The sequence below is a fragment of the Microbulbifer maximicatervae (SeqCode) genome, assembly GCF_052468295.1.
Genome location: NZ_CP174340.1, coordinates 3,445,478 through 3,464,153, shown reverse-complemented (window position 1 = coordinate 3,464,153; position 18,676 = coordinate 3,445,478). Strand labels below are relative to the sequence as shown.

18 protein-coding genes are annotated in these 18,676 nt (G+C 51.2%); 8 read left to right on the top strand and 10 right to left on the bottom strand.

Translation table 11 applies throughout. The features are described 5' to 3' along the window. Positions 1-80 precede the first annotated feature (80 nt). The 3 genes from ACJJIQ_RS15470 (at position 81) to ACJJIQ_RS15460 (ending at position 1,895) form a co-directional block, all read left to right on the top strand. Positions 81-530 (top strand): zinc ribbon-containing protein, encoded by a 450-nt coding sequence (locus ACJJIQ_RS15470; protein WP_108734284.1) that lies wholly within the window; start codon positions 81-83, stop codon positions 528-530. Positions 531-727: 197 nt separating this feature from the next. Beyond that, positions 728-1,309, top strand: coding sequence for a YdcF family protein (locus tag ACJJIQ_RS15465; RefSeq protein ID WP_413663112.1), 582 nt, complete (start codon positions 728-730; stop codon positions 1,307-1,309). 172 nt (positions 1,310-1,481) lie between these two features. Next, a complete protein-coding gene (locus ACJJIQ_RS15460; protein WP_413663111.1) occupies positions 1,482-1,895 on the top strand; it encodes a hypothetical protein in 414 nt (137 codons plus the stop codon). A 10-nt stretch (positions 1,896-1,905) separates the two neighbouring features. Here the strand turns inward: ACJJIQ_RS15460 and ACJJIQ_RS15455 are convergent, their stop codons facing one another. From ACJJIQ_RS15455 to miaB, 6 genes are all read right to left on the bottom strand, one after another. After that, positions 1,906-2,823: a TIGR01777 family oxidoreductase gene (locus ACJJIQ_RS15455; RefSeq protein ID WP_444925762.1), complete on the bottom strand. Its 918-nt coding sequence runs from the start codon at positions 2,821-2,823 to the stop codon at positions 1,906-1,908. 114 nt (positions 2,824-2,937) lie between these two features. Beyond that, the gene (lnt, locus tag ACJJIQ_RS15450; RefSeq protein WP_444925761.1) at positions 2,938-4,503 is read right to left on the bottom strand and encodes an apolipoprotein N-acyltransferase; all 1,566 of its coding nucleotides are present in this window, start codon (positions 4,501-4,503) and stop codon (positions 2,938-2,940) included. 70 nt (positions 4,504-4,573) lie between these two features. After that, positions 4,574-5,470 carry a CorC family transporter gene (locus ACJJIQ_RS15445; protein WP_445355814.1) on the bottom strand — a complete coding sequence of 299 codons (897 nt, stop codon included), beginning with the start codon at positions 5,468-5,470 and terminating at the stop codon, positions 4,574-4,576. 71 nt (positions 5,471-5,541) lie between these two features. Further along, on the bottom strand, positions 5,542-6,012 hold the full coding sequence (gene ybeY, locus ACJJIQ_RS15440; RefSeq protein WP_444940901.1) for an rRNA maturation RNase YbeY: 471 nt from the start codon (positions 6,010-6,012) through the stop codon (positions 5,542-5,544). Positions 6,013-6,028: 16 nt separating this feature from the next. Then, the gene (locus ACJJIQ_RS15435) at positions 6,029-7,084 is read right to left on the bottom strand and encodes a PhoH family protein (protein ID WP_445362367.1); all 1,056 of its coding nucleotides are present in this window, start codon (positions 7,082-7,084) and stop codon (positions 6,029-6,031) included. Positions 7,085-7,278: 194 nt separating this feature from the next. After that, positions 7,279-8,646 (bottom strand): tRNA (N6-isopentenyl adenosine(37)-C2)-methylthiotransferase MiaB, encoded by a 1,368-nt coding sequence (gene miaB, locus ACJJIQ_RS15430; protein WP_413663105.1) that lies wholly within the window; start codon positions 8,644-8,646, stop codon positions 7,279-7,281. Positions 8,647-8,826: 180 nt separating this feature from the next. On the opposite strand from miaB, the gene ACJJIQ_RS15425 reads away from it, so the two are divergent. From ACJJIQ_RS15425 to olsF, 3 genes are all read left to right on the top strand, one after another. Further along, positions 8,827-9,159 carry a DUF1820 family protein gene (locus ACJJIQ_RS15425; protein ID WP_172975496.1) on the top strand — a complete coding sequence of 111 codons (333 nt, stop codon included), beginning with the start codon at positions 8,827-8,829 and terminating at the stop codon, positions 9,157-9,159. A gap of 311 nt (positions 9,160-9,470) precedes the next feature. Further along, entirely contained in the window at positions 9,471-10,262 is a 792-nt protein-coding gene (locus ACJJIQ_RS15420; protein ID WP_445362366.1) for a UDP-2,3-diacylglucosamine diphosphatase, read from the top strand. After that, a complete protein-coding gene (gene olsF / locus ACJJIQ_RS15415) occupies positions 10,259-11,932 on the top strand; it encodes a bifunctional ornithine lipid synthase OlsF (protein WP_444915682.1) in 1,674 nt (557 codons plus the stop codon). Before ACJJIQ_RS15420 ends, olsF begins: the two co-directional genes overlap by 4 nt. An 84-nt stretch (positions 11,933-12,016) precedes the next feature. On the opposite strand, the gene ACJJIQ_RS15410 is transcribed toward olsF, so the two are convergent. Together ACJJIQ_RS15410 and ACJJIQ_RS15405 are read right to left on the bottom strand one after the other, a co-directional pair. Further along, positions 12,017-13,291, bottom strand: a complete 1,275-nt coding sequence (locus tag ACJJIQ_RS15410) for an aspartate aminotransferase type Ic (RefSeq protein WP_445362365.1) — start codon at positions 13,289-13,291, stop codon at positions 12,017-12,019. A gap of 191 nt (positions 13,292-13,482) precedes the next feature. Next, on the bottom strand, positions 13,483-14,349 hold the full coding sequence (locus tag ACJJIQ_RS15405; protein WP_445362364.1) for a DUF6279 family lipoprotein: 867 nt from the start codon (positions 14,347-14,349) through the stop codon (positions 13,483-13,485). A 262-nt stretch (positions 14,350-14,611) separates the two neighbouring features. On the opposite strand from ACJJIQ_RS15405, the gene nagB-II reads away from it, so the two are divergent. Together nagB-II and nagA are read left to right on the top strand one after the other, a co-directional pair. Further along, on the top strand, positions 14,612-15,610 hold the full coding sequence (nagB-II, locus tag ACJJIQ_RS15400; RefSeq protein ID WP_413663100.1) for a glucosamine-6-phosphate deaminase NagB-II: 999 nt from the start codon (positions 14,612-14,614) through the stop codon (positions 15,608-15,610). Positions 15,611-15,642: 32 nt separating this feature from the next. Further along, entirely contained in the window at positions 15,643-16,773 is a 1,131-nt protein-coding gene (gene nagA, locus ACJJIQ_RS15395) for an N-acetylglucosamine-6-phosphate deacetylase (protein ID WP_445362363.1), read from the top strand. 29 nt (positions 16,774-16,802) lie between these two features. Here nagA and ACJJIQ_RS15390 read toward each other — a convergent pair whose 3' ends face one another. Together ACJJIQ_RS15390 and ACJJIQ_RS15385 are read right to left on the bottom strand one after the other, a co-directional pair. Then, positions 16,803-17,849: a LacI family DNA-binding transcriptional regulator gene (locus ACJJIQ_RS15390; protein WP_445362362.1), complete on the bottom strand. Its 1,047-nt coding sequence runs from the start codon at positions 17,847-17,849 to the stop codon at positions 16,803-16,805. A gap of 118 nt (positions 17,850-17,967) precedes the next feature. Further along, entirely contained in the window at positions 17,968-18,180 is a 213-nt protein-coding gene (locus tag ACJJIQ_RS15385; protein WP_445362361.1) for a hypothetical protein, read from the bottom strand. Between the last annotated feature and the right edge of the window lie 496 nt (positions 18,181-18,676).

Below are 18,676 nucleotides of genomic sequence, written 5' to 3'. Positions count from 1 at the left end.
GGTAAAGATTGATCGCGATCAAGTTTCGCTCCCAGTGCATCTTTTACGATGCGTAAACGCGGGATTATAGGAGGGATACCGTGACGAAGGAACCAAAGTTGCCGCCGAAGGACGATCTGATTAATGAGTTTCGCGAAGACTTTGAAGATTTGGTCGAAGGTGAGCTGGCTGTTGAGAATCTCACCGCCAATAAGATGGCATTTTTGCGCGCTTGGCTGAAAGATGACCTGCATCGGGCTGCTGACTATATCCGGGGACTAGGTGGGGAATTGAAGACCCTAGAGGAGCGCAGCGGTGATTGGCTGCTGGATGCGGCGGACCCCACAGAAACTGCCTGGCCAAACTTAATGCGATGCATCAAAGAGGGCAAGCCCTGGGCTTTGGCCGGCGAGTTTGTAGGGCCGGATGAGGAGTTGCAGTGTTTGGGCTGTGGATACCGAGCTATGCCGCCGGCAAATACCCAGATCACTCCCTGCCACCGGTGTGGTTATGGATGCTTTCGTCAGATTGAGGGTGGTCTCGAGTATTGAATGGGCTCTATACGGCGGCGGCCACGCTTCTGATGCCTCCAGCAGCCCCATTGTTGGGGCTGCTGGTTGCATTCCTTTTGCGATTCTCTTCATCCGGGTCCTTGCTTGAGAGATGCTCTCTACCCTTGGCTGTGATTTCCTTTTGTGTGCTTTGGTTAGGGGCGACCCCGGCATTCTCATCCTGGCTTGGGGATCGATTGGGCAAAGTACCTTATCAACCCCATATAAGGCCTGAGGCTGTTGTGATCCTTGGTGCAGGGCGTTATCGCGACAGGTATTCGAATAGGGAGAGACTCTCTGCGGCGAGTCTTGAAAGAGTTGCCGGTGCTGTCGAGCAAGCACCAAAAGAGTTACCGATTCTGGTATCTGGCGGTCGGGTTCACAGCGGAGAGCGGCTGGCAGAGTCTGATTTAATGGCTGCGTTGTTGGAGGAAGAGTTTTCCACTCCGGTCACTTGGCGTGAAGATTGCAGTCGTACTACTGCAGAGAATGCAGTAAATAGTGCTGATATTTTGCACAGTGCTAATGTGAGGTCGGTTTTTTTGGCCACTCACTGGTGGCATATGCCTCGCGCAGCGGAAATTTTTTCCCGCGCTGGCTTAGAGGTACAACCCCTGCCGGTTGGGAGTGCCGGAGAATTGATGCCCCGCGCTCAAACAGGTGTGGGGCGCTGGCTGCCCAATGCTGTCTCCCTGCTAAGGACCCAGGTCTACTGGCGGGAAATACTGGCACGGATCTGGTATCGGTGGAGTTCGCTACCGTCCATCAGGAAATGTTGAGGATCCATAAGGAACTTTTTGATAAATGTAATCTCAGAGGGCTACAGGATTTGAGGGATCAGGCGTCGAGCCCAAATGTTTGAGAGCTCTTGATTGCTAGTTGTACCGGGCTTAGGATGACTGGCGCCACAGGACATACCCATTGATTACCTTTTAATATGGAGTAGCGGCTGTGGATAAGAAACATAACAATAATCGAGATAACCTTATGATGAAGGGCATCCCACTTTCTTTCTCTCCGATACAGTTACATAACCGGTTGAACCGGGCTGTTTGGATTGGCTTCAAGCGGGTTGAGCAAGATGGCCGCACACTGGTTTTTCTGTGTGCCGGTGGCGATAGCGGCGCCCAACTCAGTAAAAATTTTGAGACCTTTGCCGGGCAGATAGTCCGGGAGTTCGGTTTTGCTCCCGCCGAAGTGGAGTTTATCGAGCTGCGTTCAAAAGCCGAGGAGTCCCATTGGTATCGCTGGCATGCCCAATGGGTGGGGTCTGCGCCAATGGAGTGCCATGGCGACCTGGTGACCAGTGAATCTAGCCGACGCTACTTAGCCCAGGCACTCGAAAGCGATATGGCCGCCGCTTAAATTCATTTGTTCAGGCGCTGGCTTTAGTGGCAGCGCCGTCACCCTTGAGCAGGTCTGAGAGGGCCTGCTCCAGAGTTGGAAATTGGAAGGTATAGCCGGTTTCCAATGCTGTACAGGGCTCGACCCTATCACTGGCTAGCAGTAATTCATCAGCCATCTCTCCAAAAGCTATCTTTAAAGCCCAGGTCGGTAAGCGTAAAAACGCCGGGCGATGCAGCTCTTTGGCCAGGATCCGGGCAAAGCTGTTGTTGGTGACAGGTTCTGGTGCACTTCCGTTAAATGGACGGCAAAGTTGATTGTCGATGGCGTGTAATATCAGCCCGACTTCGTCTTCTTCGTGAATCCAGCTCATCCAGTGCTCGCCCGAGCCCATGGGGCCGCCAAGCCCGAGACGAAATGGTGGCAGCATTTGGGGAAGGGCGCCACCGCGCATGGAGAGAACGATAGCTGTGCGGATAATGCCTACCTTAACGCCAGAGTGCTGCAGCGGGAGCGTGGCGGCCTCCCAGTCCCGACACAGCTGTGCGGCAAAGCCCCCTCCTGGAGCGCTGTCTTCTTTCAGTAACTCCCCTCCGCGATTGCCGTAATAGCCGATTGCGGAGCCGGACAAGAAGTAGGATGGCTTGTCTCTTTGGCCCAGGGTCCAGTGAACCAGCTTCTCTGTTGTGTCCAGGCGTGAACTGCGAATCTCAGTGCGATATTTTTCTGTCCAGCGACGGGAGATGGGGGCCCCGGCAAGGTTCACAATAACATCTACGGGCTGGTTTACCTCTGCGGGATCGCGGCAGGCGTTGGCTGATTCGCCACATAAGTTTCGAACCCTGTCCGGATGTCGGCTTAATACCGTAATAGTATTGCCTCGCTCCAGCCAGCGCCGACAAAAGAGTCTGCCTATAAGCCCGGTGCCACCGCTAATCAAGCAATGCATGGGGAATCACCTTGCCTTATATTCGCTAGAAAATTGAATGGAGCATAGCAGTGATATTCAGTGGCGGTAGCTTACCGATGGCCACCCCGGCAGGGAGTGGCCACAGGGCTTGTTTTAATCGGGTAGCTCGCCACTGAGAGGGGAGTTGGATTGGGGTTCCACCCTACGGCGTAAAAACAGGGCCAGGGCCAGCATTGGGAGCGCCAAGGCAAATACCAATGAGATGCCGGCTAGCATAAACGGAGTGGCGCCACTCATCGCTCTGATATCCCCGGTCATATTCGCGCGCTCGAATTGGGGGAGTTTTTTAATAATCCTCCCCTTGGGGTCCACAATTGCCGTCACACCAGTATTTGTCCCTCTCACCAGGTAGCGACCAGTTTCCAAAGCGCGCATCTGCGCCATTTGCATATGTTGTAAGGGGCCAATAGAGGTCCCGAACCATGCATCATTGCTAATGGTCAGCAAAACCTGGGAAGACAGTGCTGAGTCGGCAACCAGCCTGGGATAGACAATCTCATAGCAGATAAGCGGCGCCCAGCTTGCACCAGCAGCATTGAGTGGTGATTGTTCGTCCGGGCCTGAGCGGATAAAGGAAGTGGGGAGATTAAAAAACTCGATAGTGCCCCGAATAAAATCCTCCAGAGGTACATACTCACCAAAGGGGACCAGGTGGCGCTTGTGATACACGCTGGGGCTCTGGCCAAAAACTGCGGCGGAGTTGTGAATACTCGGCCGCTCCTGTGCCGAACCCCGGGTGTCATAGAGAATACCGGTGATCAAATCGATGTTGGTAGTCTCAGCATTGCGTTGCAGCGCCTGCATAAGGTTGGGGGCTTGCCCGTAGAGCATGGGCAGGGCGGCTTCGGGCCAGATAATAACGTCTACATCCTGATCGCTAAGGGCGCGAGTACCCTCCTGATAACGACTGATAGTTTCCCCGCGAAACTCTGGCAACCACTTCTTTTCCTGAGGAATATTAGCCTGCACCAGCCCAACGCTGATAAGAGGACCTTTTGCGGAGGTCCACTCCACTTGGGAGAGGGCAGCTCCTATTGGCCAGGAGGCCAGTGCCGCAGTGAGTAGAATGATATGGCTGTGTCGCTTGAGCGGGGATAGGCGGCCACTGACAACCAGGGCCAGCACTGCGCCGGTAAATGCCAATAGCAGGCCTATGCCGTAGACACTCAAAATCGGCGCCCAGCCCGCTAGCCAGGTTTCTGTATGGCCATAGCCGGCGAAGAGCCAGGGGAAACCGGTAAAGGCCCAGCTGCGCAGCCATTCACTGATAAACCACAATGCGGCAAAAGCCAGAGCGAAGCTGAATTTATTATCTGTGAAGCGGCCCAGAATGTAGAAGGGCGCGGCTAACAGCAGCGCCATAATAGCGACGAAGCTTCCGGTGAGGGCCAGTCCTAATGGCACCGATGAGTTGCCAAAATTTGTAATCGAAACGTAGACCCAGGAAGCCCCGCTGGCGAAGAGGCCCAATCCATAGCAGAGGGCGAGCCAGAAGCTTTTGCGACCTGGTAGCACCTGCCCTTTGGCTGCAGAGAGCAGAATCCAGGCGAATAGTGTCAGGGACAGCAGGCCACATACCCAATAGTTAAATGGGGCAAATGAAAGTGTCATCAACCCGCCAGCTACAACGCTGGCGAGAGGAGAAAATAATCTGCGCATAAAGTTGTTGTCAGGATACCCCGTTCGCTCAGGGTATCAGTGTATTAAGGCTTGCAGTAATGAGCGGTACTCAGCTGTCTTCTTCTGGCGGTTTGCGCATATGGGCAACCCGCAAAAGGTGTATCTGGCGGCTGTCTGCATAGAGTACCCGGAACATAAAGTCACCCAGTCGGGTGACTTCGTCACGGCCCGGCAAATGGCCGAATGATTGCATAATAAGACCGCCGACAGTGTCGAATTCTTCATCACTAAAGGCGCTCTCGAAAAATTCATTGAACTCTTCAATGGGAGTCAGAGCTTTAACGATAAAATCGTTTTCCCCAACTTTACGGATATAACTATCCGCTTCTTCCTCGTCGGTCTCGTCTTCGATTTCACCGACAATTTCCTCGAGAATATCTTCGATAGTCACAACACCGGATACACCGCCGTATTCGTCTATCACGACCGCCATATGGTAGCGGTTCTCACGGAACTCGCGCAGCAGGATATTGAGGCGCTTGCTCTCGGGAATAATATTGGCTGGGCGGATCAGGTCTTCGAGCTGAAATCCGTCGAAACCTTTCAACAGGAGAGGGAGCAGGTCTTTGGCGAGCAATATCCCGCGTATATCATCGACACTTTCGCCGACGACAGGGAATCGGGAGTGCCCCGAATCAATAATTTTGGGGAGGAACTCTTCCGGCTTATCTTGAAGGCCTACCACAACCATTTGCGAGCGTGGAATCATAATCTCGCGGACTTGCTGGCTGGAAACGTCCAGTGCGCCTTCGATAATAGAGAGCGCTTCAGCATCTACCAGCTGATTTTCAGCGGCGTCCTTAATGATGTCCAATAATTCGTCGCGAGACTTGGGTTCAGCTGAAAAGGCGCTGAACAGCTTTTCCAGCCAACTTTTTTCACTCGCGCGGGATTTGCTCGCTGAGTGACTACTTGGGGGCTCGTCTGTGGTCATGGAAGTGGCCATGCTCCGGGGTTCTCTCGTTGGTAGATAAAATTCAGTAGCAGTTTGCCATTACTTCGGTGGTACAGCGGCTATCATCCCACTTCATCCTGTGGGGCGTAGGGGTCTGCAATGCCGAGGTTGGCGAGCAACTTCGTTTCCAGGCTTTCCATAACCTGAGCGTCTGCATCTTCGATATGGTCATAACCTAGAAGGTGCAGTGTGCCATGGACCACCATATGTGCCCAGTGCGCCGATAGTGATTTGCTCTGTTGCTCCGCTTCCAGTTCAACTACTGGGGCACAGATCACAAGATCTCCAAGCATTGGGAGATCCAGCTCCGCAGGGAAATCGGTAGGGAAGGATAAAACATTAGTGGGTTTATCCTTGCCTCGGTACTGGTGATTAAGTTCCTGGCTCTCACTTTCGTCCACGATTCGCACCGACAGTTCCGCTTCGTTGCGGTGGCCGGTCAAAGCCTTGGATACCCAGTTGCTGATAGCCTCATCGGAAGGGATGTCGTGGCAGCGGCTGACCCGCTGCACATCGAGTGTTAAATCAGTCATAACTCAGGTGCGGACTCTAAGCGGCATTCTCATCGGCTTTATTGGAAATTCGATCTGCTGAGGCCATTTCCAGCTCAGCTTCATGAATATCGTAGGCCTCCACAATGCGCTGCACGAGGGGGTGGCGAACCACATCCTTGGCTCCAAAGTGGGTAAAGCTGATTCCATTAACTCGCCCCAGTACTCCAACAGCATGGCGCAAACCGGAAGCTTGGCCACGGGGCAGGTCGACCTGGCTGGGGTCACCGGTAATTACGGCGGTGGAGCCAAAGCCAATCCGCGTGAGGAACATTTTCATCTGCTCGCGGGTGGTATTTTGGCTCTCATCGAGAATAACAAAGGCATTGTTCAGGGTGCGCCCGCGCATATAGGCAAGGGGAGCCACTTCGATAACGTTGCGTTCGATCAGCTTGCCAACAGTTTCAAAACCGAGCATTTCGTAGAGGGCGTCGTAGAGTGGGCGGAGGTAAGGGTCTACCTTTTGGCTCAAGTCACCGGGCAGGAAACCCAATTTCTCGCCGGCTTCAACGGCGGGGCGGACCAGGAGGATTCGCTCAACTTCATCCTTGAGCAGAGACTCCACAGCACAGGCTACCGCCAGATAAGTTTTACCGGTACCGGCGGGTCCGATACCGAAATTGATATCATTGGTCTGCACAGCGCGAACGTATTTACGCTGATTGAGCCCTCTGGGGCGTACCGAGCACTTCTTAGTGCGAATCAGTACTACTTGGTCAGCTTCGTTGGAATCACCGCTACCATCTTGGCCGGTGAGTTCTTCAACCCCCGCTTGCTGCAGAGCCAGGTGAATCTCATCTGGAGTGAGATAGTCCTTGGTACCGGTTTCCTTGTAGAGCCTACTGAGTAGTTCGCCAGCGGCACGCGCCGATGTGGCATCGCCGAAAAATGAAAACCGGTTGCCGCGATTTCGAATTTCGATATCCAGGCGCTGTTCTATTTGGCGTAGGTGTTGGTCGAACTGACCGCAGAGATTGGCGAGACGGCGTGCGTCGTTGGGCTCGAGAGTGATGCTGTGGGCGAGGGTTTGTGTTTCCAAATTGGTTTCCGGCACCTTTAATCCAGGGGTTATATTGCTAGGGTATACCCATTTTCCCTAAAGGGGAAAGAGGTGATTCCTACAAATAGGTTCTAACTTTACCTGATTTTAATTACGGGGCGTAATTTGGGGGGTAAGTTGAGCCTAATTTGGCGGCAGGATGTGCTTTCGAAGTACATCTTGCCGCTATTTGAGGTAATCACAAAGTCTTAGAACAGATCTTCTTCCAGCTCAGATGTGACTAAAGTACCGCGCAGGGAGTTTGGCAGGGCCTCTTCAATCACAACATCGGCAAATTTGCCGATCAGGGCGAGATCGTCCGCACGGAAGTTGACTACCCGGTTGTTCTCGGTGCGGCCTTGCAGCTGTCCGGGGTCCTTTTTGGAAACGCCGGTTACCAGCACACGCTCAGTGTTGCCAACCATGCGGCGGGCAATAGCTGCAGCCTGCTGGTTAATCCGCGCTTGCAGCAGCTGTAGGCGCTGCTTTTTCACCTCTTCCGGGGTGTCATCGGCCAAGTCGGCAGCCGGAGTGCCTGGGCGAGGGGAATATATAAAGCTGAAGGAGATATCGAAGCCCACGTCCTGGATCAGGTTCATGGTCGCTTCAAAGTCCCTGTCAGTTTCGCCGGGGAAGCCGATAATAAAGTCTGAAGACAGGCAGATATCCGGGCGAATTTTCTTCAAGCGGCGGATCTTGGATTTGTACTCCAGGGCGGTGTGGCCGCGTTTCATTGCCATCAGAATGCGGTCGGAGCCACTCTGTACGGGCAGGTGAAGGTGACTAACCAGTTCTGGCACCTGTCCGTAGACATCGATCAGCGCATCGGAGAACTCTACCGGGTGAGAGGTGGTATAGCGGATACGGTCGATGCCATCGATCGCTGCCACATAAGTGATCAGCTCGGCGAAATCTACTTCGTGGCCATCTTCTCCCGTAGCGCGGTAGGCGTTTACGTTTTGCCCAAGCAGGTTCACCTCGCGGACACCCTGGTCTGCCAGGTGGGCGATCTCTTCGAGTACATCGGCCACAGGGCGGCTGACTTCTTCGCCACGGGTGTAGGGAACCACGCAGAAAGTACAGTACTTGGAGCAGCCTTCCATAATAGAGACAAATGCAGTGGCGCCGTCGGCCTCTGGCTGGGGCAGGCGATCAAACTTCTCGATCTCCGGGAAGCTCACATCGACGATAACTGCGCCGCTTTTTTGCTCCTTGGTCTCCATCATCTCCGGAAGGCGATGCAGGGTCTGGGGGCCAAAGATCAAGTCTACATGGGGCGCGCGCTTGGCAATCGCCTCGCCTTCCTGACTGGCTACACAGCCGCCAACACCAATCACCAGGTCGGGATTTTTTTCCTTCAGGTGCTTCCAACGGCCCAGCTGGTGGAACAGCTTTTCCTGGGCTTTCTCGCGGATAGAACAGGTGTTGACCAATAGTACATCCGCCTCGTCGGGATCGTCGGTAGGTACCATGTCGTGGGACTCGCCGAGCAGATCGCGCATCCTCGCGGAATCGTACTCATTCATTTGGCAGCCGTGGGTCTTAATATATAGCTTTTTCACCGATGTTTCGGACATATCGCGCCTGGTTAAAAACTGGTCAACAATTAGGGTGGGGCATTATAGCGATACGACCCGGCACTGCATAGATGGCTATATTAGCTGTTGCGAACCTGTGCTATTCTTGCGCGCTTTTTCGGGCTTTGCCCGTTCTATGATCAATTTGAGCTTCGGGGTCATCCCCATCCTGAGAGACTTATGGCCAACCCGATTTATAAAGTTATTTTCCACAACCAAAACCAAGTGTACGAACTCTACGCTCGGGCCATCTATCAAAGTGATATGTACGGCTTTATCGAGGTGGAGGAGTTTGTATTTGGGGAAAAGGCTCAGCTTGTGGTCGATCCCAGTGAGGAAAAGCTGAAAACCGAATTTGCTTCGGTAACCCGTTCCTATATTCCGATGCACAGCATCGTGCGTATTGATGAAGTGGAAAAAGAGGGCACCGGCAAGATTGTTGAAGTAAAGGGTGACAAAGTTGCCAAGTTTCCTTTTGCCCCGCCTATCCGTCATCCCCAGGACACAGAGTAAGCTTTATTTTTACTCTGAATCAGGCCGGGCTCTATGCCCGGTTTTTAGCGCCAAAATCATCCGCTGCACCTTTTTTTCCTCTGCAATATAAGCTTCAATAAAAATCCTCCTGACTGTCATCAAATCGCTGCAAAGTGGTTGCGCTGACGATCAACGCCGTTCTGTATTTAGTTGATCTCAATTTGCTAGCAAGAGAGCAAATACGGATTTATCGATTTTTCTCAAGTTAGCTCAAGCGACGACCTATATTTTTGCCGCGTATCTGCCCTGATTTTTATGGGCTGATAACTGGTACAGACTGGAACTTTGCTATGAGCAATCGCTATCGCGCACTGTGGATTTCCGATGTCCATTTGGGCAGCAGAGACAGTGAGCCCCATCGACTTGCAGATTTTCTGGCTCAGAATCGCGCCGATACGGTCTATCTGGTTGGGGATATTTTTGATATGCAGGCACTCGCTCAAGGACGAGGTACATGGTGTCAGGCCTCTTCGCTGCTACTGGAAATACTTTCCGAATTAAGTAGCCTGACGCCTGAAGTCATTTATATTCCTGGAAATCACGACGCGCCAATGCGCAGCTGGGCCGGAAAGCGGCTCGGCAATATCCGAATTGAAAAAGACTATATCCACACTGCTTCTAATGGGCGCCGCTTTTGGGTAACCCACGGCGATCAGTTTGAACACCGAATTAAAATAAATCCAATCAGTTACCATATCGGCGATCGCAGTTATTACCTGATGCTGCGCTTTAATCGCTGGATCAATTATTGGCGCAATCGATTTAATAAGCCCTGGTGGTCGCTGGCCAGCCAGATAAAAAATCGTGTGGGTGCCGCTCGACAAATGATGAGTGATTTTGAGGATGTCGCCACTCGTGAAGCGATATCGCGGGGATTCGATGGTGTTATTTGTGGCCATATCCATAGGCCTGCCCTTAGAAATAAAACAGTGTGTGGGGATGCTGTGACCTATGCGAATTGTGGTGATTGGGTCGACTCTATGAGTGCGGTTGTAGAACAACAGGATGGCAATTTAGATCTTTTACATTGGTATCGGACTCCAAAAATTGCCAGCATAATGACAGAGGTGGTTGCGGCATGATTCATCTTGAGACTCTTTTGCAGAAAAACGCCTGGTACAGCGCGGCACCACAAAAAACCACGCGAAAATTGGTTTCTGCCACAGTAAAGAAAATCTGTTGTGAGGAGCAGCTACAGGAATTTACCAGCAGTTACCCCCATCTTGGCGGCCTGGATTTTATTCGCCAGGTATTCGATGACTTGAATTTTCGCTACGAATTAAATCCATCAGAGTTGGCTCGGGTTCCCACTAGTGGGCCGCTGGTGATTGTGTCTAATCACCCCTTAGGAAGCCTGGATGGTCTCGCTCTGATTGATATGGTGGCGCGGGTACGGAAAGATGTTCGAGCTGTCGCGAGCCAATTATTATGGAACATAAAATCCCTGCGCCCCTGTTTATTGCCCGTAGATAACTTTAATGGGCGTACCCGTCGAGCCGATATTGAAGGTATTTATAGCCATTTAGGTGACGGGGGAGCGATTATCATTTTCCCGGCGGGCGAAGTATCCAGGCTCACCCCCCATGGGGTTCGGGATGGACGCTGGAATTCAGGCTTTGCCCGTTTTGCGGAAAAAACCAATGCGCCGATATTGCCGGTGCAGGTTTTAGGGAGGAATTCCTGGTGGTTCTATGGCCTCTCCATGTTGAACAAGCCCCTCTCGACTTTATGGTTGATTAGGGAGATGTTTAAACAGGCCAGCCGCAGTATCGATATTCGTATAGGACGTCCCCTGGAAGCGGAACACTTTCGTAGCTGGCCGCTAACACCCCGCGCCAAGGCTGCCTTGTGGCGTAAACATGTCTACCAATTACATCGTTCGCCCGCCCCTCTGGGGCCGGAATTAATTGTTGAAGCTGAGCCAAAAGCCGATGTAGCGCGAGTGGTTGAGTCCTGTGTATCACTCTCTGAACTGGGTAATTTTTCTGTGCGTTTATATCGGCAGAAAGCAGATTGCCCCGTCATGCGGGAATTGGCCAGAGTGAGGGAGATTGCCTTTCGATCAGTGGGGGAAGGGACCGGGCAGAGCCGGGATTGGGATGCGTTTGATGCTCATTACGACCATCTATTGTTGTGGGATGCAGAAAATCGACAGATTGCAGGAGCTTACCGCATAGCAGCGACCGAGGCGCTCTCGGATGATCAGATATACAGCAGTACGCTATTTAATTACCCGCAGCCTCCTCGGCAGTGCCTGCCAGATTCTGCAGAGCTAGGGCGTAGCTTTCTACTGCCGGAATATTGGAGAGGGCGCGGGTTAGACCTGCTCTGGTGTGCTATTGGGCAGTGGGTATTGCGCAATAAGGTACGCTACCTATTTGGCCCAGTGTCTATGCCCGGTACATTTTCCGTGAGAGCGAAGTCCGTTATTGTGCGCTATTTTTCCCATTATTTTGCTCCTGAAAACTCCTTGGGGGATGCTCGACTGCCATTTCCGGAAGCACAATCTGAACTGCCTGAATTACTTGGGGATTCGGTGTCAGATATGCGTCAATTGAAGCATATTTTGCGTGAGGAGGGCGTCATGCTACCTCCCCTATTTAAAAAGTATGCCTCTGTTACTAAAACTGGAGGGACCAGTTTCCACGCCTTTAATATTGACCCGGATTTTTGCGATGCTGTGGATGGGCTGGTCGTTGTTGATTTATCAAAAGTGGACGAGAAGTTTGCTAAACGTTATTTATCCAGCTGACTTAGAAGTGACTCTTTATGAAAAAGGCAGCGTAAAGCTGCCTTTTTTGATGATTCAGGAAATCTCACTTGGCATTTTGGATGGTTAAATTTTGCCAAGCTTTTTACGTAGGCTCACCAGTTTGACACAGAGGACGAAAACAGACATTGCGGTATCCAGTTCTTCCAGCGGTGGGAAACTGGGTGCAATACGAATATTGCGGTCCTCAGGGTCCTTACCATAAGGGAAGGTAGCGCCGGCAGGTGTTAATTTTACTCCGGCATCCGCAGCCATTTTAACCACTGCTTTTGCGCAACCGGGAAGGGTATTAAAGGAAACAAAATAACCTCCTTCAGGTTTTTCCCAAGTACCCATATCTGCATCGGTGAGGGCATTATGTAAATGCTCCAGAACACACTCGAACTTCGGGCGAAGAATATCTGCATGTTTATGCATGTGTTCTTTCAGACTGGTGTGTTCGGTAAAAAATCTCGAGTGACGCAATTGGTTGACTTTGTCAGGACCAATGGTCATTGCCTGCATTTGGCCTTTGAGGGAATCGAGATTTGCCTGGCTGGCGCTCACAAACGCAACGCCTGCGCCAGCGTGGGTGACTTTTGAAGTTGAGGCAAACTGTATTACGGAGTCTGCAGTATCATTTTCCATGGTTGCTGTGCGAATATTTGGCAGATTTACATAGTTGCCAATGTCGTGCACCGAATAGGCATTGTCCCAAAATATCCGGAAGCTAGCGCCGGCAAATTGTCCCAACTGTGCCAATCTTTCTACAGTTTCCTTGCTGTAAGTGGCTCCTGTTGGATTTGAAAACTTGGGCACACACCAGATACCAACAATCTCTGCGTCTTCGCGCACGAGCTTTTCCACAAGCTCCATGTCGGGCCCCTGCTCTCCCATGGGCACGTTAATCATCTCGATACCCAGCTGCTCACAGATCGTAAAATGGCGGTCATAGCCGGGAACAGGGCAGAGAAATTTGGGAGCTTTTAATTCGCGCCAGGGGGTAGTGCCCGCAAAGCCGAACAGGTAACCGGTGACTAAGGCGTGATACATCAGTGTAAGAGAGCTGTTGCCTCCGGCAATCACTTCGTTGACCGGCACTTGAAGCATTTCGGCTCCCAGCTCCCTTGCGCAGGTCAGGCCGATGAGGCCACCGTAGTTGCGAGTGTCGGTACCGTCTGCCGCTCGATAGTCGCCGGAGAGAATTCCATCAAGTTTATCGGAAAGTTTTAATTGCTCCGCCGAGGGCTTTCCACGTGTGATATCCAGGCTTAACTCGTGTTGACAGATCTTGTTGTAGTGAGCGCTTAATTCTTTTTCCCACTCGATCAATTGTTCCTGTGTGGCGGATTCGATATGCACTTGAATTCCCCTGGCTGGTAATGTGAGTTGGCGAGCTTATCAGCCTTAGGTCGCTTTCGTCAGCAGGAAATCACACATGATTATTAGTTTCTCTTGAATCTATTGCGTGGAATTTATCCTGGATACGCTAGCTTTTTGAGCTCTCATGTCGTTCATTAGCCTGGCGGTGGTGTTGGGATCTGGGCGTCTGATTATTGGCTGGCTAGAGAGCGGAAGTCCTGGGCATAGTCGCGCAGAGTTTTGCTTAGATGACGACGTTGTGTGGGGCTGGTACTGGATAGAATTTGTTCTCCCAGTTCGCGAGCTTGGGTTTTGCGCTGCTCTTGCGCCTTGCGATATTCGTCGGACCAAAGTTGGTCAGGGTTTTCCAGTAGACCGCGCAACTGTTGTTGGTATCCATCAGGCTTCTGTCGGAGAAGCTCAATGGCATGTTGCTGCCAAATCATATGTTGTTCGTTACGTAAAACAGGGTTGTACTCTACCTGCTTTACCCAGGCTGCGATCAGCTGCTTTTGTGGCTCGGTTAAACTCCCCAGCCATCGCCTGCTCTCCCGGCGAATTTGCCGATCGCGGTGTCGTTGTATTTTCCACGGCGAGCGCTGCCATTTTTCCAGTGTTTTCTGCTGCTTTTTGGCCAGGTTGTGTTGCAGGTGATCAATTTGTTGTGGTGTTAACTGCGCCACAATAGGAAGCATTAAGTTGAAGGCGTTGTTACTGGCGCTTTCGATGAAGTGGTACACCTCTTTTTCAACTGGGGCCAGCTGAGGATTCTCAAGTTGGCCTTGATCTACTTTATCTGCCAGTTGGCTCAGGAAAACGGCATATTTTGGTAGCTGTGTTTGGCGGTGCCAGTGAAAAAAGCTGTTAAGAGCCCCTTGAAACTCCAGCTCTTGCTGGGAATTTAAGTCGATATAGTCACGAAGCTTCCAGCGTATCCAATAATCAATGTTGTTATAGGCGAATTGAATGCTGGAGCAGCTGCTCAGTAAGCTCGCAACTACAAGGAGAGTGATTAAACGCCATTTTTGTGTGGTGCAACTGCCCGGGGTTTGGGGCATTGATCCTTCCTGTAGATATGATCGGCTGCGACTGATAGGGGTGCCTTAAGCATAGATTAAAAAGGTATACCCAATTCCAGTTTTGTTGTGACAGTAATGGGGTATCGGGTTGGCGAGCTAGTGGACATTTGAAAACAAAGCAGGACGATTAATGGCGTCAATTAACCGAGGTGAAGTACTGCTGGGCATAGACTGATTGATGGAGCTCGGTATTAATGTGAGAACTGGGTTCATATTTTGAGTGAGTCAGGTAGGAAGTATTATGGTTACCACGGTCATGGAGGCTGAGGCTCGTGAGGCGCCGGATAGGATTGCTGAACAGCTGCATTCCAATGCCAATATAATGTCTCATCTGGGAGAGCGACTGCGCCAGAAGCCTCCTCGTTTTGTGATGATTGTGGGGAGGGGTTCTTCTGATCATGCGGGCGTCTTTGCCAAGTATCTGATAGAGATTGAAACTGGTACCCCTACTTTTGCTGCCGCACCGTCGGTCTCCAGTGTTTATGGTCGCAAATTAAAGCTCGATGAGGCCCTGGTTATCGTCATTTCCCAGTCTGGCAGAAGCCCAGATATTCTGACCCAGGCCCGCATGGCGAGAGAGCAGGGGGCTTATACAGTCGCTTTGCTTAACGATGAAGATGCGCCGATTAAAGATGTGGTTGACCTGGTGATTCCCTTAAAGGCTGGCCCGGAAAAAGCGGTTGCAGCTACGAAAAGTTACCTGGCGACCCTATCTGCGATACTGCAGATGGTCGCCAATTGGACGCAGGATCCCGCTCTTTGTAATGCTCTGGAAAAGTTGCCGGAAACTTTGAGATCTGCGGTGCGGGCAGAAATTCAATTGCGTCCGGAAAACCTGGCCTCGGTACAAAATCTGGTAGTTTTGGGGCGGGGTCCCGGTTATGGGATTACCCGGGAACTGGCGCTGAAGTTAAAAGAAGTCTGCAATATTCATGCGGAGTCCTATTCCAGTGCGGAATTCTTGCACGGCCCCGTTACGCTGGTGGAAGGGAAATTGACAGTGGTGAATGTTCCAATCGAGGATGAGTCATTCCCCACACACAGCCAACAGATCGATGAAATTCGACGGCGTGGGGCGGCGCTGATTAATTTGCATGTGCCGAGTAAGGGGGTTCACCCGAGGGTGGCTCCACTGGCGCTGTTGCAGCGTTTTTATATCGATGTGGCCCACGTGGCGGTAAGTCGGGGGATTAATCCCGATGAGCCGGCGGGTTTAAAGAAAGTTACTCAGACAGTCTGAATAAAACAGAAAATAGTATTTGGGAGGGGGAAGTGGGAGTTATCCTGATTGCTGAAAAGCTATTTGATGGCGAGCGCATACTTGCAGATGTTGCTATCACCATTGGAGATAGCGGACTGATTTCCGCAGTGGGTGGGGGTGTGAGTTCCGATGCTGAGCGCTTACCGGGTTTGTTGGTGCCGGGCTTTATTGATATCCAGGTCAATGGTGGTGGTGGTGTACTGTTTAATCAGGAGCCCTCAGTTAATGCGCTTCAGAAAATAAGCGAAGCCCATAGTCAGTTTGGTACCAGTGTTTTCCTGCCCACCTTGATTACGGATAGCTTTCCAGTGATGCAGCGGGCAGCCGATGCGGTAAGTGGGGCCTTGTCCAGTGGTGTTCCGGGTGTGATTGGAGTACATTTTGAGGGGCCGCATTTAAGTGAGGCCAAAAAGGGTACCCATGAAGGAGGGTTTATCCGCTCTTTGAGTCATGAGGAGCTCTCCCTCTACGCCCGGGAAGACCTGGGAATCCGCTTGGTCACTCTGGCGCCAGAATGTGTATCGGTATCCGATATCCGAAAGTTGGTTTCCCTGGGGGTTCATGTTTGTCTCGGCCATTCGAATGCGAGTGCTGAAATTGTTGAAGCTGCGTTGGATGCTGGAGCGACAGGATTTACCCACTTATACAATGCAATGTCCCCGTTTCATTCGCGTGAGCCGGGTATGGTGGGGGCAGCCCTGATCCGGGATGACGCCTGGTGTGGATTAATTGCCGATGGCCACCATGTCAGTAGCGGCGCTATGGCGTTAGCTTTGAAAGCAAAACCTCGCGGTAAGTTGTTACTGGTAAGCGATGCAATGTCGCTAGTGGGCAGTGATGCCACCAGTTTTCCCCTATTTGATCGAGTGGTTACACGAGAAGGGGATAAACTGACCTCCAGTACCGGAGAATTAGCGGGTTCTCACTTAGATATGATCGGTGCGGTTAAAAATATCCGCGACTGGTGTGGGATTGAATTGCCGGAAGCGCTGCGCATGGCAAGTTTGTATCCGGCGCAGTTCCTTGGTCTGGGAGCAGGTGTAATCACTGAAGGGGCCCGAGCGGATATGGTTTTATTAGGTGAGGATCTGCAAGTGAATAGGACCTGGAGCCTGGGGCGTGAAATTTATCGACGAAATTAACTTTCCAGATCTCTCTTAAGCTGAAGGGGTTATGTGGGCGCGGGGCCTGTGGATTGTCGAATAATTAACTCGGGGGTGAAGCTACGGTATGTTTCACTCTCTTGCCCAGAACCATTGAGTTCTTTTGAACTTTTACACTGAATTTTCTCAAGCAGTAATTCTGCTGCCGAGCGGGCGATTTCCTGGTTGGGTTGGTGTGCGGTTGTAAGTTTGGGCCAGGTTTGTCGAGAAAATGGGCTGTCTTCAAATCCTGCGATAGAGACTTGCCCGGGAACATCAATCTTTAACATACGGGCGGCAAATAGAGCGCCCGCTGCGATTTCGTCATTAGCGGCAAATATTGCCGAGGGAGGTTTGTCGCTGTCGAGGATCTTTCTCGCATTGATCTCGCCCGATTCAAATGAATATTTCCCTTCAACAATCAAATGTCGGTCTACTGCTATTCCTGCATCTTCGAGTGCCTGGCTGTATCCATTTTGGCGCCCCAATGTGGAAAGGTGCTCCTCGCCTCCGCTTAAATAAGCGATACGCTTGTGCCCGAGTGAAAGTAGGTGCTGGGTAATATTGTAGGCGGCCTGGCGGTCGTCAATCTGTATAGACTTTCCCTTTGCTTTCTCTGTATTGGTGGAGGAAATAATTCGCACAAATTCCACATTCATGGATTGGAGCGTATCGATAAAAGAAGGTGACTCTGAAAAAGGGGGGGTCAGGACCAATCCGGCTACTTTGCCGTGCTCGACAAGTTTATTTAGGTCGCTGTGGATAACTGGAGATTTTGAATTACAAGGATGGATAAGTAGCTCATACCCTTTTGCTCTGCAGGCTTCCAATATGCCGTTTTGCATATCGATAACGTAGTGGGCATTAGGGTTGTCATAAATAAATGCGATGGAATAGGAGTGTGTCCCCGCCAGATTCCGCGCTGCCAGACTGGGTGTGTAGTTCAGGCTTTTGACTGCGTCGAGTACTTTTTGCCGAGTGGCTGCGCGTACAGAGGGCTCATTATTGATCACCCTGGACACTGTTTTGATAGATACGCCGGCGCGCTCGGCAACATCGTTAATTGTGACTTTCATGCATCAACTAGTTCTATCTGAGCCTTGGCCTTGCTGGCATCGACAAGTAAGTATTGCTGGAAGGTGGGATTTTAACAGTTATGAGTCTGCAATTAGTTTACGAAGTGCGCCTCCTTTCTTAATTTGTGGGTAATTTGTAGTTTTTTATCCCAATTCTTTGAGATTCCCAGACCTTATCATTTGTCTGTAAAAATCCTACACCTAAGTAAGGCCAATCTTTCTCTTTGTGACTGAATGAAGGCATTAAGTTTCCCAGTATTAAAGAAAATGATGGCTTTTGCGCCAAATACTTCCTATATGCCTGTCTCCTCTGGTCAACATCTTCAATCACTATTTGAAGCCTCTTGAAAATTTTTGTAGTTTTACTACATAATGCGCATCAATAAGATTGAGTGGCTACAGATTGGGTGAATTACTCAAGCCGGGCGTCCAAAGTCTCTACCACCTCAGCGGGGAGGAGGTTCCGGCATTGTTGGATCACTAACATTCAGCTCTAAGAGCGGGAAGAGGTTCGGAAGTGAGATTTCTACCCGATAACAGAATTTCCCATGAGTCTCCATAAGCAGTCTTGCCGTGGGCTGAAAGGTTGTCCGCTGGAATGATTGGGTTTCCAGCGATCTGATAAAAGCAACTTTGTTCCTCCTGCTTCAGATTTACGATTGGGCAATAGGACATTGATGGCACTACAACCAAAGGGTTGCAGTGGGAGCCAATCCGCCGAAAGGCGCTCCACGGAAAGATAATCACAGGTGGCTGATGCCACTGAAATGTGACCCTGGTGGTTTTTGTAACTAGAGACCACCTCAACAGAGTTATTACGGAATAGT

What these genes read in the sequence shown, in the direction of transcription:
- ACJJIQ_RS15455 (WP_444925762.1), bottom strand. Translation starts at nt 2,823, where the DNA reads ATGCATTGCTTGATTAGCGGTGGCACCGGGCTTATAGGCAGACTCTTT.
- lnt (WP_444925761.1), bottom strand. Translation starts at nt 4,503, where the DNA reads ATGCGCAGATTATTTTCTCCTCTCGCCAGCGTTGTAGCTGGCGGGTTG.
- ACJJIQ_RS15445 (WP_445355814.1), bottom strand. Translation starts at nt 5,470, where the DNA reads ATGGCCACTTCCATGACCACAGACGAGCCCCCAAGTAGTCACTCAGCG.
- ybeY (WP_444940901.1), bottom strand. Translation starts at nt 6,012, where the DNA reads ATGACTGATTTAACACTCGATGTGCAGCGGGTCAGCCGCTGCCACGAC.
- miaB (WP_413663105.1), bottom strand. Translation starts at nt 8,646, where the DNA reads ATGTCCGAAACATCGGTGAAAAAGCTATATATTAAGACCCACGGCTGC.
- ACJJIQ_RS15425 (WP_172975496.1), top strand. Translation starts at nt 8,827, where the DNA reads ATGGCCAACCCGATTTATAAAGTTATTTTCCACAACCAAAACCAAGTG.
- ACJJIQ_RS15420 (WP_445362366.1), top strand. Translation starts at nt 9,471, where the DNA reads ATGAGCAATCGCTATCGCGCACTGTGGATTTCCGATGTCCATTTGGGC.
- olsF (WP_444915682.1), top strand. Translation starts at nt 10,259, where the DNA reads ATGATTCATCTTGAGACTCTTTTGCAGAAAAACGCCTGGTACAGCGCG.
- ACJJIQ_RS15405 (WP_445362364.1), bottom strand. Translation starts at nt 14,349, where the DNA reads ATGCCCCAAACCCCGGGCAGTTGCACCACACAAAAATGGCGTTTAATC.
- nagB-II (WP_413663100.1), top strand. Translation starts at nt 14,612, where the DNA reads ATGGTTACCACGGTCATGGAGGCTGAGGCTCGTGAGGCGCCGGATAGG.
- ACJJIQ_RS15390 (WP_445362362.1), bottom strand. Translation starts at nt 17,849, where the DNA reads ATGAAAGTCACAATTAACGATGTTGCCGAGCGCGCCGGCGTATCTATC.